The organism is Citricoccus zhacaiensis, assembly GCF_014645315.1.
Taxonomy (GTDB): domain Bacteria; phylum Actinomycetota; class Actinomycetes; order Actinomycetales; family Micrococcaceae; genus Citricoccus; species Citricoccus zhacaiensis.
This window is the reverse complement of the sequence record NZ_BMLQ01000009.1, coordinates 1-14392: the sequence shown is the minus strand read 5'-3', so window position 1 is coordinate 14392 and position 14392 is coordinate 1. Positions and strand designations below refer to the sequence as shown.

Here is a 14392-nt window from a genome sequence, read left to right as displayed (position 1 = left end):
CGAGGTCACCATGACGAGCGTGGTCAGCGACAGCAGACCGACAGGTGTTGTGGGGTCTCAGGCCCCACAACAGACGGCCGCACGCCTGATCTATTTCTCCTCCGCCTCCGGCTACACCCACCGATTCGTCTCCAAACTGGAACTGCCGGAGGGTGAAGCGGCGCGGTTGCCGATCATCACCAAGGAGCCGACCCTCCTGGCCACGGAGCCCTTCGTCCTCATCCTGCCGACCTATGGCGGAGGAGACGGCAAGGGAGCCGTGCCGAAGCAGGTCATCAAATTCCTCAACGTCAAGTCGAACCGGAATCTGATCCGGGGCGTCATTGCCGCAGGGAACACCAACTTCTACGAGGCCTACTGCCTCGCCGGGGACATCGTGGCGCACAAGTGCGAGGTGCCCCTGATGTACAGATTCGAACTCATGGGCACGCCGGAGGACGTCACGGCCGTGCGCGAAGGACTGGAAAGGTTTTGGGGATGACAATCACCGAGCAGGACATGATCAGGTCGGCCAAGGAGCTGCCGGCGGCATGGCAGAACCTGGGCTATCACGAGCTGAACGCCATGCTGAACCTCTACAGTGCGGACGGCAAGATCCAGTTCGAGGCAGACCATGCCGCGGCCCGTCAGTACTTCCTGCAGCATGTCAACAACAACACCGTCTTCTTCCACGACCTGAACGAGAAGCTGACCTACCTCGTGGAGCACGACTACTACGAGGCCGAGACGCTGGAGCAGTACTCCGCCGAGTTCCGGACGCGTCTCTGGGACCGCGCCTACGGGCTGAAGTTCCGTTTCCCCACCTTCCTGGGCGCCTTCAAGTTCTACACGTCTTACGCGCTGAAGACCTTCGACGGCAATCGCTACCTGGAGCGCTACGAGGACCGCGTCTGCATGGTGGCCCTGCACCTGGCCCAGGGCGATGAGCAACTCGCCATCGACCTGGTGGAGGAGATGGTGGGCGGACGCTTCCAGCCCGCCACCCCGACCTTCCTCAACGCCGGCAAGGCCCAGCGCGGCGAGCTCGTCTCCTGCTTCCTGCTGCGCATCGAGGACAACATGGAGTCGATCGCACGCAGCATCAACTCCTCCCTGCAGCTGTCCAAGCGCGGCGGCGGCGTGGCGCTGTCCCTCACCAACATCCGTGAGCACGGCGCCCCGATCAAGCAGATCGAGAACCAGTCCTCCGGCGTCATCCCGGTGATGAAGCTCCTCGAAGACTCCTTCTCCTACGCGAACCAGCTCGGTGCCCGCCAGGGTGCCGGCGCCGTGTACCTGCACGCCCACCACCCGGACATCTACCGGTTCCTGGACACCAAGCGTGAGAACGCGGACGAGAAGGTCCGCATCAAGACCCTGTCCCTGGGTGTCGTCATCCCGGACATCACGTTCGAGCTGGCCAAGAAGAACGAGGACATGTACCTCTTCAGCCCGTACGACGTGCAGCGCGTCTACGGCAAGCCGTTCACCGAGATCTCGGTGTCGGAGAAGTACTACGAGATGGTCGACGACGCGCGGATCAAGAAGACCAAGATCAACGCCCGCGAGTTCTTCCAGACCCTTGCCGAGATCCAGTTCGAGTCCGGCTACCCGTACATCGTCTTCGAGGACACGGTGAACCAGGCCAACCCGATCAAGGGCCGGATTACCATGTCCAACCTGTGCTCCGAGATCCTCCAGGTCTCCGAGGCCTCGGAGTTCAACGAGGACCTGACCTACGCCTCCGTGGGCAAGGACATCTCCTGCAACCTCGGGTCCATGAACATCGCCAAGACCATGGATTCGCCGGACTTCGGCAAGTCCATCGAGACGGCCATCCGGGCGCTCACCGCAGTGTCCACCATGTCTGAGATCAACTCGGTGCCGTCCATCGTCCAGGGCAACAACTCCTCGCACGCCATCGGCCTGGGCCAGATGAACCTGCACGGCTACCTGGCCCGCGAGCGGGTGCACTACGGCTCCGAAGAAGGCATCGACTTCACGAACATCTACTTCTACACGGTGCTGTTCCACGCCCTGCGGTCCTCCAACCGCATCGCGATGGAGACCGGCTCGACGTTCGGCGGCTTCGAGGACTCCACGTACGCCTCCGGGACGTTCTTCGACAAGTACACCGAACAGGTCTGGGAGCCGGCCACCCCACGGGTCGCCGAGCTGTTCTCCGGTGCCAACGTGACCATCCCCACCCAGGCCGATTGGCGCGAGCTGAAGGCCTCCGTCATGGAGCACGGCATCTTCAACCAGAACCTGCAGGCCGTGCCGCCGACCGGTTCGATCTCCTACATCAACAACTCGACCTCCTCGATCCACCCGGTCGCCTCGAAGATCGAGATCCGCAAGGAGGGCAAGCTGGGCCGCGTCTACTACCCGGCTCCCTACCTGACGAACGAGAACCTCGAGTACTACGACGATGCGTACGAGATCGGCTACGAGAAGGTCATCGACACCTACGCCGCCGCCACTCAGCACGTGGACCAGGGCCTGTCCCTGACCCTGTTCTTCAAGGATACGGCCACCACCCGTGACCTGAACAAGGCCCAGATCTACGCCTGGCGCAAGGGCATCAAGACCATCTACTACATCCGCCTGCGCCAGCTCGCGCTGGAAGGCACCGAGGTCGAGGGCTGCGTCTCCTGCATGCTCTGACCCGTCAGGCTTCCGGGCCCGACGCCGACCACTAGCCTTGGCCGGGCGGGTCGCCTTCCCGGCGGCCCGTCCGGCTGAACCACGAACCACCCACAGCACTGCACCCTTGAAGTGAGGACGACACCTGAGATGATGGCCGACGCTGTCAAGACCCTCGAGACCGTCGAGGCAATCAACTGGAACCGTATCCAGGATGACAAGGACGTGGAGGTCTGGAACCGCCTGACGTCCAACTTCTGGCTCCCGGAGAAGGTGCCGCTGTCCAATGACATCCAGTCCTGGGCCACGCTGTCCGAGGACGAGAAGACCCTCACCATGCGGGTCTTCACCGGGCTGACCCTGCTGGACACCATCCAGGGCACCGTGGGCGCCGTCTCCCTCATCGCGGACTCGCTGACCACCCATGAAGAGGCCGTCTACACGAACATCGCGTTCATGGAGTCGGTGCACGCCAAGAGCTATTCCTCGATCTTCTCCACGCTCTCCAACACCAAGGAGATCGACGACGCGTTCCGTTGGTCCCAGGAGAACGCCAACCTGCAGAGGAAGGCCCGGATCATCCTGGACTACTACCACGGTGACGATCCGCTGAAGAAGAAGGTGGCCTCCACCATCCTGGAGTCCTTCCTCTTCTACTCGGGCTTCTACCTGCCCATGTACTGGTCCTCCCGCGCCAAGCTGACCAACACCGCAGACCTGATCCGTCTCATCATCCGCGACGAGGCCGTGCACGGGTACTACATCGGCTACAAGTACCAGCGCGGGGTGGAGAAAGAGTCGGCGGAGCGCCAGCAGGAGCTCAAGGACTACACCTTCGAGCTCATGTTCGAACTGTACGAGAACGAGGTCCAGTACACCCATGACCTCTACGATTCCGTCGGCCTGGCTGAGGACGTCAAGAAGTTCCTGAACTACAACGCCAACAAAGCCCTGATGAACCTTGGCTACGAGGGGATGTTCCCCTCCACCGTCACCGACGTGAATCCGGCCATCCTCTCGGCGCTGTCCCCGAATGCGGATGAGAACCACGACTTCTTCTCCGGCTCCGGCTCCTCCTACGTGATCGGCAAGGCCGAAACCACGGAGGACGATGACTGGGACTTCTAAGGTCAGCGGAGAGCTCTGACAGCCGTCCACCGACGGCGCGCAAAGGGACACCGGGTCCACCCCTGAGGGTGACTCGGTGTCCCTTTGTCTTGTATTGGCCTGTCATCAACTTCTGGCTTGTCATCAGCGCCAACCACGGAGTGAACTCTGTGTTAAGGCTGAGGCCAAAGGGACAAAAGTGATTACAAGCCAATAAACGCTTGATAACATATCTGTGGCGTGGAGGGGAAACCCACGTCCACGTCCACCGCTCTGCACCACTTGAGGGAAAAACTGATATGTCCCGGACGCTCCACCCTGTCCTGAAAGCCGGTGCCGCCACTGCACTGGCACTCACGCTCACCGCCACCACCGTCCTTCCGGCCACGGCCATGCCTGTCCTGCCGGACACCACTGCTGCTCCGGTGGTGGACACGGCCACCAGCGAGAATGCCGTTGACCCGGCCATTGAGTCAGGTGAGGTGGCCTCCGAGGTCAAGGGGGCCGAGGAGCGGTCCATCGCCCTCGGCGGCATCGACCCTGAGGCCCTCCCCGAGGTGCCGGACACCCCTGAGGTGACACCGGCTCCTGACGCGACGCAAACCCCTGACAGCACGCCGGCTCCCTCGGTCACGGACACGCCTGACATCGCCGAGCCGTCGGCGTCCTCGGCACCCGAGGTCAGCGAAACCGCCACCGAGTCGGCGGCCGCTGAGTCCGAGGCTTCTGAGCCCGAGGTCTCGTTGATGTCCTCGACGCTCTCGGCGCGTTCTACGCCCGCGTCGGGCACCGCACCGGAGTCCCCGGCCAGCGTGTCCCAGCCCTCCGACGTCGTGCTCCGGGAACTGCAGGCCAAAGCCGCAGGCACCGCCCCCGCCACTGACACCGACACCACCTCCGGCACTGCCGCCGAGGCACCGGTCGCCCCCGAAGCCGAGGAACTGACCGACTCCGTCTTCGACGGTGCCATCTCGTCCACGCAGGAGGTCGAGGTTGAGAGGATCGCGACCCTGACCCGGCCGGTGGAGACCATGGACTTCATCGTCGCGGGCGTGACGTGGGATATCACGGAGACGGACCAGGTCACCGAGGTGTCCCTGCGTGTGCGTGAGGCCGGGGAGTGGACCGACTGGAACAGCATGGAGATCCATGACGGCGATGAGGCGCCCCATGCGGACCGCGTGGGCACCGAGCCGTTGATCTCCAGCGGTGGCGATGCCATCCAGGTCCGGGTGACCACGGCGGACGGCGAGGTTCCGGCCGGTCTGGAGTTGGAACTGATCGATCCGGGCACGGCCGAGACCGACGGCAAGCTGGAGGCAGCCTCGGTCGCCTCAGGTGACCTGGCGCAACTCGAGCAGCAGGCCGGCCTGGCCAGCCAGGAATCGGCGCAGTCCGCCCAGGGATCCACCGCCGTGCCGGCCGCTTCACTCGGCACGGGCAGCGACTCGGCCTTCAGGCCCGCCATCCACGAACAGCAGGGACTGATCACCGGGACCGCGCAGGCCACCGCCACAGCCAACGCCTCGGCCGATGCGATCAAGCCGAAGATCATCACCCGCGCGCAGTGGGGGGCGGACGAGAGTGTGGTCCAGGACTGGGGGACCCCGTCGACGGACCTCCAGGCCATGTACGTGCACCACACGGCCGGGTCGAACAACTACTCCGCCTCGGGCGCCTACGCCCAGATCCGCGGCATCTTCAAGTACCACGCGGTCTCCCTGAACTGGGGTGACATCGGTTACCAGTTCCTGGTGGACAAGTACGGCAACATCTTCCAGGGCCGCCGGGGATCGATCGAGAAGCCCGTCCAGGGCGCCCAGGCTGGCGGGTTCAACTCGGACACCATCGGCATCTCCGCCATGGGCGACTATGACGTCGCCTCGGCCCCGGCACCCATGGTGCGGTCCATCGAGAAGGTGCTCGCCTGGCAGGCCTACCGGTATGACGTCGACCCGACAGCCACGGTCACGTTGACCCAGCGGGGCAAGAGCAGTGCCCGCTGGAGTGATGGCACCAGGGTCACCGTTCCCACCATTCTGGGGCACAGGGTCACCAATACCACCGCCTGCCCGGGACGGTACCTGAATGCCCAGCTGCCGACCATTCGCAAGAATGTGGACCGCCTGGTGGCCGCGGCCCAGGCCAATGAGAAGCCCGGAACACCGTCCTTGCCGTCCAACCACTACCGGGTGAGCAGCCCGGGTGCGCAGGCCACCGCTCGCTGGAACGCCGTTTCCGGTGCGGATCACTACCAGATCATGTACCGCGCGGTTCCGCAGGGCGGCGGCGCGGTGTCCAACCAGACGTGGATTGCCGGCAAGACCGTGACGGGCACGAGCACGCAGTTGTCCAACACCCCCGGTGAGACAGCCCAGTACGCCGTCCGGGCCCTCCGCGGCGGAGTGGCCGGCGCCCAGCGGTACCTCGGCCAGCACACCGCACCTCTGAGCTGGGCTGATGATGACATCTTCTACGGCAACGGCACGACGAAGGGCTCCGGCACCATTCAGGCCGACGCCAAGGGCGAGGCCATCCGGATCGAGAACGCCGGCCAGGCTGATCGTGTCGTTGTGACCGCCCAGGTGGCTTCCGGCACGGCCAACATCCGCGTGGAACGCGGAGGAGAGAGAGCCGGACGCCTGCAGATCAGGGCCGGCGGGCCGACCGTCTGTGCCGTCTCCGTGGGCCAGGGCTCCAACATCCGCCTGGAATTGGAGAACAATGCCACGGTGACGTACACCTCGGTGGCCCTGACCCGATCGGGACAGACGCAGGACCTGGCCATGACGGCCAGTCGGTGCGACGCCACCTTCTCCGACATCACCAGCGATGACGCGGCCTTCCAGGCGGTGGACTGGATGAAGTGGAGCGGGGTCTCGACCGGCTACGCGGGGGACAACACGTACCGTACGGGCCGCAGCATCAGCCGCGGAGAGTCGGTCGCCTTCCTGTACCGCTACCTGGACCCGAAGCACACCCCCGCGGCGAAGCAGCCGTTCAAGGACGTGGTCAAGAGCAACAGCTTCTACGGCGCCATCAGCTGGGCCAAGGACTCGAACGTCGCGCGTGGTCACGCCGACGGGGCTTTCGGCGTCTATGACAATGTCACCCGCGGTGAATTCGCGTCCTTCCTGTACCGGGCGGCCAAGCCGAAGGGGGCCGCGCCGAAGAGCAAGTCCTTCAAGGACGTGCCCGTGGGCAGCACCCACCACGCCGCGATCGCCTGGATGAAGAACGCTGGACTCACCACCGGATATACGGACGGCAGTTTCCGTCAGCACCAGTCCATCACCCGCGGTGAGGTCGCCCGGATCCTCTACCGGTTCGACCAGGGCCGGTAGCGGCCGCGGGCAACCGGGTGCCACGGCACGGTTCTGGCAGGATGGAGGGCATGACTTCCACCACCATGGCCGGCGGTTCCGGCATCGAGGGGCACGACGTCGGCGCCAACTTTCAGCGGACCTCGCCTCCCAGCGTGGTGGACGGGGTGCGTACCTCGGAGTTCGACTCGCTGGTCCACGCCCAGGGCACGTGGCGTGACGATGAGCTCCACATGGCCCCGGTCTCCGGACTGATGACGGCAGAGATCCTGGCCCACGATCCGCGTCCCGAGCTGCGGTTGGCCCGGTTGTCCTTCGAGATCCTCGGGACACTGCACTACGGGCCCCTGACGGTCACCACCCGCACCGTGCGCCCCGGGAGGACCATCGAACTGGTGGAGTCGACCCTGGTGGCCCAGGGGCGTGCCGTCCTGGTGGCCCGTGCCTGGCGCCTCGTCACCTCGGACACGGCCGACGTGGCTCTCACGAACGACTCCGCCCTCACCTCGGTGGCTCAGAGCCGACCGTTCTCCGCGATGGAACAGCGGTGGCCCGGTGGCTACATCAAGTCGCTGGAGATGCGGGTGGCCCCGGATCACGCCCCCGGGCATGGGCGCTGCTGGTCCACCACTGCGGTGGACATGATCGCGGGGGAGCCGACCAGTGACCTCGTCCGGCTGATGGGGATGGCGGACACCGCCAACGGGGTCGCCCCCGTGCTGGACGCCGGACCTGGCGGCTACGGCTTCCCGAACGTCGACCTGCAGATCCACCTCTACCGCGACCCCGTGGGTCCGTGGCTGGGTTATGCGACCACCTCGAACATGGGCTCGGACGGGATCGGCCTGACCTCCTCCATCCTCCATGACGAACGGGGCCCGTTCGGGCGATCCGAACAGATCCAGACGGTGCGGAAGGTCCCGTCCGCCGATGCTTGAGATGGTCCAGCCGTCGGCTCGGCACGCGGCTCCGCCGGTCGTGCTGCAGTGGACCCGGCAGGGGCCATCGCTGGGCCCGGCAGAGGATCTGGACTACGGGATCACGCTGCTCCGTGCCACCCAGAACGGCGTGATCACCTCCCCGATGGTCCGCCTCTACCGCCCCGCCCCCACCGTGGCCTTCGGCCAGCGGGACACCCGGCTGCCCGGTTTCGCTCGAGCCCAGCAGGCGTGCCGTGCCCACGGCTTCGCACCCGTGGTCCGGCGTGCGGGCGGTCGGGCCGCGGCCTATCACGAGGGTAGCGTGGTGGTGGATCACCTCCAGCGTGACCAGGACGCGATGCAGGGGTTCCAGGACCGCTTCGCCGGGTTCGGCGAGATGTTCGCCCGGGTGTTCCGGAACGCTGGGGTACCGGCCGCCGTCGGGGAGATCCCCGGGGAGTATTGCCCGGGGGAGTACTCGGTGCACACGCCGTTGCCGCCCGGCCCGGGCGGTGCCGAGCGTGGACCTGTGAAGCTGGCGGGCACGGCGCAGCGGGTCGTCAAGGGGGCCTGGTTGTTCTCCTCATCGGTCGTGGTGGAGGATCCCGCGCCGATCCGGGCCGTGCTCGTGGATGTCTACGAGGCACTCGGCCTGGACTGGGATCCGGCGACGGCGGGAGCGGCCACGGACGCGGTGCCGGGGCTGGATGTGGAGACGTTCGCCGCTGGACTGCGCGCGGCCTACCAGCCCGTCGAGGACCGGCCCTGGGCTGACCTGCTCCGGACGGTTCCGCCACGCTAGATCATCCGGTCAGTCGGTCATCGGGTCAGCCGTCCGGAGGTTCGCCGGCTTCATCTCGGTGGTTCGTCTCGGTAGTCAGTCTGAGTAGGCCACCGCTGTGGTCCGCGGCGGCGTTGGCACCGCGCCGTCAGCGCGCCGCGAGACGCCGATGCAGTTCGCCCTTCGGCACCGGCGTGAAGCCGGCTTCCAGGTAGTGGTCGCGGATCTCCCGCTCCTTGCGGAGGAGGGACCAGCCTCGCTGGACGAGGAAGGGGACTGGCTTCCGGCGTTCGGCGAGGTCGCGCGCCAACCGGCGGGCCGCCGTCGTGAGCTGGTGCTGGTCGATGTACCAGGCTTGGAAGTCGACGCCGAGCCGGGTGAGGATGCGGGGGAGCTCTGCGGCGAAGATGCCCTCCGCGACGATCGGTCCTCCGGCCAATTCGAGGTCCACGTAGCCGGTGATGGATGACGTGGTGATGGAGTAGTCGGGCACGCGGGTGCGGCCGGTCTCCCGGAGTTCGATGATCGCATCCACGGCGGCGCGTGCATTCCACGTCCGTGGGTGGTCCCAGTCGATCTCACCGTAGGCGGTGCGGGGGAACGACCGTTGCGGGTCGGCCTTCTGGTCCTCGGAGATCTCCCGGTAGAAGGAGTCCAGCAGCAGGTGCGGGCGGCCGTAGGTGCGGGCCAGATAGGACTTGCCCGAACCGGAGGCCCCGCCCAACAGGACGAGGCCTCCGGAAGGGTGTTCGGAGGAGGCGGTGCTCACAGAATCGGTGTTCCCGTCAGAGACTGGCGGCGCCTGGCGGGAAACCGGCCCGGCGGTTAGTGACCGCGGTCGATCCACTCCTGCAGGTGCGGGGCTTCGGCGCCGATCGTGGTGGAGTCCCCGTGGCCGGTGTTGACCGTGGTCTCGTCCGGCAGCGTCAACAGCCGGTTCTTGATCGACTCCACGATGGTACCGAAGTCCGAGTAGGACCGCCCGGTGGCACCCGGTCCGCCCTGGAAGAGGGTGTCGCCGGAGAAGACGACGCCCTGGGTTCCGGACTCGCTGACCAGTTCCGGCGAGTGGAAGCAGACCGAGCCGGGGGAGTGACCCGGGGTGTGCAGCGCGGTGAGCTGGATGCCGGCCACGGTGAACGTCTCGCCGTCGGTGATGGTGCCGTCAGGGGCCTGGTCCGGGTAGACGGTGTCCCAGAGCATCCGGTCGGCCTCGTGCAGCAGCACGGGGGCGTCCACGAGGGATCGGAACACCTGGACGGCGCGGATGTGGTCGTCATGTCCATGGGTCAGCAGGATGGCCAGGACCTGACGTCCGTTGACGGCCTTCTGGACCTCGAGGGCGTCGTGGGCGGGATCGATGACCACACAGGTCTCGTCGTCACCGACGATCCAGACGTTGTTGTCCACCTCCCAGGTGCCGCCGTCCAGGGAGAAGGTGCCGGAGGTGACGATCTTGTTGATGCGAGCCATCAGAGCACCACCACCGAGCGAAGGACGTCACCGGAGTGCATCTTCGCGAACGCGGACTCGATGTCGCCGAGGCCGATGGTCTCGGTGACGAAGGCATCCAGGTCGAGGCGGCCCAGGTTGTACTGGTCGATCAGCATCTGGAAGTCCCGGGAGGGCAGGCAGTCGCCGTACCAGGAGGACTTCAGGGATCCGCCGCGGCCGAAGACGTCCAGCAAGGGCAGTTCCAGCTGCATCTCCGGCGTCGGGACGCCGACGAGGACGACGCGGCCGGCCAGGTCGCGGGCGTAGAACGCCTGCTTGTAGGTCTCGGGACGGCCGACGGCGTCGATGACGAGATCGGCACCGAATCCTCCGGTGAGGGCCTGGATGGCCTCGACGGCGTCCTGGTCCTTGGAGTTGACCGTGTGGGTGGCTCCGAACTCGACGGCCTTGTCCAGCTTCCGCTGATCGAGGTCCACGGCGATGATGGTGGTGGCCCCGGCCAGCTTGGCTCCGGCGATGGCGGCAGTGCCCACGCCGCCGCATCCGATGACGGCCACGGACTCGCCACGCTTGGCCTCGCCGGTGTTGATCGCTGCGCCGATGCCAGCCATGATGCCGCAGCCGAGCAGTCCGGCAGCGGCGTTCTGCTCATCGGAGACGCCCTCGACCTTGGTGCACTGGCCGGCGGCGACCAGGGTCTTCTCGGCGAAGGCGCCGATGCCCAGTGCCGGATCGAGCTCGGTGCCGTCCTCGAGCGTCATCTTCTGGGTGGCGTTGTGGGTGTTGAAGCAGTACTGGAGCTGGCCCTTCTTGCAGGCGCGGCACTCACCGCAGACGGCCCGCCAGTTGAGGATGACCTTGTCACCGACGGCCACGTCCGTGACGCCCTCACCGATCTGGGAGACGACACCGGTGGCCTCGTGGCCGAGCAGGTAGGGGTAGTTGTCACCGATGCCGCCCTGGACGTAGTGCAGGTCGGTGTGGCACACGCCGCAGGTGAGGATGTCGACGACGGCTTCACCCGGACCCGGATCCGGAATGACGATGGTCTCGATGCTGACGGGGGCGTCCTTCGCCGTGGCGACGACCGCCTGGACCTTCTGAGGCACGGTGCTGCTCCTTCCGGGGCCCGTGGTGAGGCAGGGCTCCGACTCGTGGGTGGTTTCGGATCCATCCCATCACATCTGGCGCGGCATGGGTGGCAGGTTCCCTGTGAGACGTATCCGAAGGCCTCGGATTTGCGTTGTGGATATCTGTGACGTGGTTCATGGGGGTCTGTTTAGACTGGTCGGGAGCCTGGCAGGCGGGATCTGGTTGGGTTGCAGTGTTGATGCGTGTTGGCAAGCCGTGGGGACGGCGTACTGCCTCGTCTGGGAATGAGTTGGTTTCCGGGTTCGTGGTCGGTGGCCCTGTGGCCCTGAGGGAGGGGTCTGCATGACCGATCCGGTGAATCGTCCTGTCCGACTGGCTGGCCTGGCCGGTGTCATGGCCGTGGGTTTGGCGTTGACCGGGTGTTCCGGTGACGGGGGAGAGGGGGAGTCGTCCCCTGCTACGCCGAGTGCCACGGCGGTGTCGAGTGAATCTGCCTCATCCGATGGCTCGTCGAGTGCATCGCCGAGTTCGTCCGCCTCGGGATCGTATGAGCCGGCGACCGAGACCTCTCCGGCCAAGAACGTGCCGGTACCTGAGATGCCCGAAGCGGCGAAGGAACCAACGGAAGAGGGGCTCGAAGCGGCCGTCGAGTTCTGGTGGGAAACCAGTTTCTATCTCCGCGAGACTGGCGACGCTGAGCCGATGAAAAACGTCTCCGCGGAAGAATGCGCCTTCTGCGCGGACCAGGTCGTACGGCTGACGGACATTTACGAGGCTGGAAGTTGGGTGGTCACGGGGCCAGCAGAGATTGAGATGCAATTTACGAAACTGGATCCAGATCATGGAGGCGGAACGACTGCGTTTCTCTCTTCGGAGTCGGCCGTCGATCTATTTCGTTCAAACGGAGAGCACGTCCCTGAGGCCTCTGGTGGCGAGACTGAAGACGATTCATGGGTAGCAGCCCTGACTTTTGACGATGACCGTGGTCATTGGGTGCTAGACGAACTTAACGCTCAGGGGCAGTGACGATGTCTGCTTCCAGTCGGTTGTCAATCGGAGTCTTCGTTGCTTTGGCCCTGACGTTGATGCTCCAGGCCATCGGGTTGGGGAGCGCTTCTCCGGCTTGGGCCGACACTTGTACCCACTCTCATAGTTCATCATTGGTTTCCCATGAGACCTCTTTCGGCGTTCAGGCAGGAAAGGGCTGCAACCCGAAAGTACAGAGTGGTGGAGGAGGCGGTGGGGGTAGCGAACCTTCCCCGGAACCGTCTGAGAAGACCGTCGCCTCGTCCGATGACGCGAACACCTCGGATGCATCGATCGGTCCGGACCCGAATCGGACGATTGTGATCTCTCAGGTCTACTGCATGGACATTGAAGGCGTGTCGATGGTTGATTGCCTCGGGGCCGAAGAGTCGGCATGTGGGCCCGACGGCCAGTGGCTGATCCGCGCAGCGTACCGGGCAAGTGACCTCAACACTCTTCAACGCACGGGCTCGCCGTTCTGTTCTACAGACACCGAACCCGTGGTCGAGGACCCGGCGGCCGGCCAGACCGGTACTCCGGCGGGACCGCCGATGCCGGTGGTGACGTTGGCTGATTTCCGTGCTTTGGATATTGCCCCGTCCGAGATCGAGTCTGACTCGGGTGGCTTCGGTTTGATTCGTGGGAATACGAATTTCTTCGCGACCGAGGAGGACCAGACGTTGACCACCACGATGTTGGGTCAGCAGGTGGCGATTCAGGCGGTTCCGGTGCAGTGGACCTGGGACTACGGGGACGGCTCGGAGCCGCTGTCGAATCCGTACCCGGGTGGGCCGCAGGTGGAGTTCAACCAAGAGACCACCACCAGCCACGTTTACGAGGACACCGGCCAATACGCAGTGGGGCTGACCACGTCCTACCGGGGGCAGTTCTCCGTCAACGATGGCCCGTGGATCGCGATCCCGGGCACCGCCGAGGTCCCGAGCGAGCCGGTTACCGCGGACATCTGGCGGTCCACGTCCAAGAACGTCGCCGAGGACTGCCACGAGAACCCGCAAGGCTGGGCCTGCGGCAACCCCTTCGTCGAAGACTGATCCCCGACGGGTTGACCATCAGACGAGAGGCTGCGGCAGACTGAAGCCATGTGTGGACGGTATGTGATGGCCAGGGCCATCGGTGACCTGGTGGCGGACTCGGGGGCGGACCTCGACGAGGAACTGGTGTTGCCGCCGAACTGGAATGTGGCGCCCACCGATGATGTGGCCGTGGTGCTGGAACGTGCCGTGCCGACGTCGGGCTCCGTGGCCGGAACGCGCCGGGAGATCCACGTGGCCCGGTGGGGACTGGTCCCGCCGTGGGCCAAGGACCTGTCCGTCGGCTCGCGGGCGTTCAACGCGCGGTCTGAAACCGTCACGGAGAAACCGACGTTCCGCTCCGCGGTGAGGGCCCGCCGCTGTGCCGTCCCCGTGGACGGGTACTACGAATGGCTCAAACCGGACGCGGGCGCGCCTAAGTCTGCGAAGAAGCGTCCCTTCTACGTCCACTCCGCGGACGGCTCGCCGACCTACTTCGCGGGACTCTATGAGTGGTGGAAGGACGAATCCGTGCCGGAGGGTGACCCGGGGCGGTGGCTGCTGAGCTGCACCATCCTCACGGGGCCCTCGCCCGATGCCGCTGACCTCGAATCGGCCCGGCGGGACGGTATGAACCAGGCGAGTCTCGACACGCTCGAGCAGCTGGGTGGACTGCACGACCGGCTCCCGTTGCCCCTGGACCGGGACACCCTGGACGCCTGGTTGGATCCCGTGAAGCTCCCGTCCGCGGAGGCAGCCGAGGCTCTGGTGGCTCAGGTGCGGGAGCAGGCCTATCGGACCGCGTCTGCCTGGACTCTGGATGAGGTGGGCACTGCTGTCGGCAACGTCCGCAACAACGGTCCGGAGCTCATCGAACCCCTGGAGTCCCTCCTCTGACGGCTGGGGTTTCCCAGCTCTAGCTGTACTTCCCCGTGACGTTGTGAACGCGGGCTGAGGGGGTCTTGCCGTCGATGCCAGTGTGGGGTCTGTGGTGATTGTAGTGATGCAGCCAGGACTCGTAAGCGGCTGTGC

Annotated in this window: 13 protein-coding genes; 9 read left to right on the top strand and 4 right to left on the bottom strand. The window is 65.6% G+C overall.

The window, feature by feature from the left end:
- The first annotated feature begins 10 nt into the window (after positions 1 to 10).
- The 6 genes from nrdI (at position 11) to IEX49_RS13825 (ending at position 8777) form a co-directional block, all read left to right on the top strand.
- Entirely contained in the window at positions 11 to 481 is a 471-nt protein-coding gene (gene nrdI, locus IEX49_RS13850; protein ID WP_188806756.1) for a class Ib ribonucleoside-diphosphate reductase assembly flavoprotein NrdI, read from the top strand.
- Complete coding sequence (gene nrdE / locus IEX49_RS13845) at positions 478 to 2646, top strand: class 1b ribonucleoside-diphosphate reductase subunit alpha (RefSeq protein WP_188806755.1); 2169 nt, start codon at positions 478 to 480, stop codon at positions 2644 to 2646. Before nrdI ends, nrdE begins: the two co-directional genes overlap by 4 nt.
- Positions 2647 to 2778: 132 nt before the next feature.
- Complete coding sequence (nrdF, locus tag IEX49_RS13840) at positions 2779 to 3753, top strand: class 1b ribonucleoside-diphosphate reductase subunit beta (protein ID WP_188806837.1); 975 nt, start codon at positions 2779 to 2781, stop codon at positions 3751 to 3753.
- 278 nt (positions 3754 to 4031) lie between these two features.
- A complete protein-coding gene (locus tag IEX49_RS13835) occupies positions 4032 to 7076 on the top strand; it encodes an S-layer homology domain-containing protein (protein WP_188806754.1) in 3045 nt (1014 codons plus the stop codon).
- 50 nt (positions 7077 to 7126) lie between these two features.
- A complete protein-coding gene (locus tag IEX49_RS13830) occupies positions 7127 to 7993 on the top strand; it encodes a thioesterase family protein (protein ID WP_188806753.1) in 867 nt (288 codons plus the stop codon).
- Position 7994: 1 nt separating this feature from the next.
- The gene (locus IEX49_RS13825; RefSeq protein WP_188806836.1) at positions 7995 to 8777 is read left to right on the top strand and encodes a lipoate--protein ligase family protein; all 783 of its coding nucleotides are present in this window, start codon (positions 7995 to 7997) and stop codon (positions 8775 to 8777) included.
- Between the two features lie 127 nt (positions 8778 to 8904).
- On the opposite strand, the gene IEX49_RS13820 is transcribed toward IEX49_RS13825, so the two are convergent.
- From IEX49_RS13820 to IEX49_RS13810, 3 genes are read right to left on the bottom strand one after another with little or no spacing between them, the layout of a single operon-like run.
- Entirely contained in the window at positions 8905 to 9525 is a 621-nt protein-coding gene (locus IEX49_RS13820) for a uridine kinase (protein ID WP_188806752.1), read from the bottom strand.
- 56 nt (positions 9526 to 9581) lie between these two features.
- Positions 9582 to 10229 (bottom strand): MBL fold metallo-hydrolase, encoded by a 648-nt coding sequence (locus IEX49_RS13815; protein WP_188806751.1) that lies wholly within the window; start codon positions 10227 to 10229, stop codon positions 9582 to 9584.
- On the bottom strand, positions 10229 to 11320 hold the full coding sequence (locus IEX49_RS13810; protein ID WP_188806750.1) for an S-(hydroxymethyl)mycothiol dehydrogenase: 1092 nt from the start codon (positions 11318 to 11320) through the stop codon (positions 10229 to 10231). The genes IEX49_RS13815 and IEX49_RS13810 overlap by 1 nt, the downstream gene beginning before the upstream one ends.
- 325 nt (positions 11321 to 11645) lie before the next feature.
- On the opposite strand from IEX49_RS13810, the gene IEX49_RS13805 reads away from it, so the two are divergent.
- From IEX49_RS13805 to IEX49_RS13795, 3 genes are all read left to right on the top strand, one after another.
- Entirely contained in the window at positions 11646 to 12329 is a 684-nt protein-coding gene (locus IEX49_RS13805; protein ID WP_188806749.1) for a DUF6318 family protein, read from the top strand.
- 341 nt (positions 12330 to 12670) lie between these two features.
- Positions 12671 to 13381: a PKD domain-containing protein gene (locus tag IEX49_RS16920; RefSeq protein ID WP_229672715.1), complete on the top strand. Its 711-nt coding sequence runs from the start codon at positions 12671 to 12673 to the stop codon at positions 13379 to 13381.
- A 48-nt stretch (positions 13382 to 13429) separates the two neighbouring features.
- A complete protein-coding gene (locus IEX49_RS13795) occupies positions 13430 to 14257 on the top strand; it encodes an SOS response-associated peptidase (RefSeq protein WP_188806748.1) in 828 nt (275 codons plus the stop codon).
- 19 nt (positions 14258 to 14276) lie between these two features.
- On the opposite strand, the gene IEX49_RS13790 is transcribed toward IEX49_RS13795, so the two are convergent.
- The coding region (locus IEX49_RS13790) for an integrase core domain-containing protein (protein ID WP_188806747.1) at positions 14277 to 14392 on the bottom strand (116 nt) is incomplete at its 5' end.

What these genes read in the sequence shown, in the direction of transcription:
- nrdI (WP_188806756.1), top strand. Translation starts at nt 11, where the DNA reads ATGACGAGCGTGGTCAGCGACAGCAGACCGACAGGTGTTGTGGGGTCT.
- nrdE (WP_188806755.1), top strand. Translation starts at nt 478, where the DNA reads ATGACAATCACCGAGCAGGACATGATCAGGTCGGCCAAGGAGCTGCCG.
- nrdF (WP_188806837.1), top strand. Translation starts at nt 2,779, where the DNA reads ATGGCCGACGCTGTCAAGACCCTCGAGACCGTCGAGGCAATCAACTGG.
- IEX49_RS13835 (WP_188806754.1), top strand. Translation starts at nt 4,032, where the DNA reads ATGTCCCGGACGCTCCACCCTGTCCTGAAAGCCGGTGCCGCCACTGCA.
- IEX49_RS13830 (WP_188806753.1), top strand. Translation starts at nt 7,127, where the DNA reads ATGACTTCCACCACCATGGCCGGCGGTTCCGGCATCGAGGGGCACGAC.
- IEX49_RS13825 (WP_188806836.1), top strand. Translation starts at nt 7,995, where the DNA reads ATGGTCCAGCCGTCGGCTCGGCACGCGGCTCCGCCGGTCGTGCTGCAG.
- IEX49_RS13815 (WP_188806751.1), bottom strand. Translation starts at nt 10,229, where the DNA reads ATGGCTCGCATCAACAAGATCGTCACCTCCGGCACCTTCTCCCTGGAC.
- IEX49_RS13805 (WP_188806749.1), top strand. Translation starts at nt 11,646, where the DNA reads ATGACCGATCCGGTGAATCGTCCTGTCCGACTGGCTGGCCTGGCCGGT.
- IEX49_RS16920 (WP_229672715.1), top strand. Translation starts at nt 12,671, where the DNA reads ATGGACATTGAAGGCGTGTCGATGGTTGATTGCCTCGGGGCCGAAGAG.
- IEX49_RS13795 (WP_188806748.1), top strand. Translation starts at nt 13,430, where the DNA reads ATGTGTGGACGGTATGTGATGGCCAGGGCCATCGGTGACCTGGTGGCG.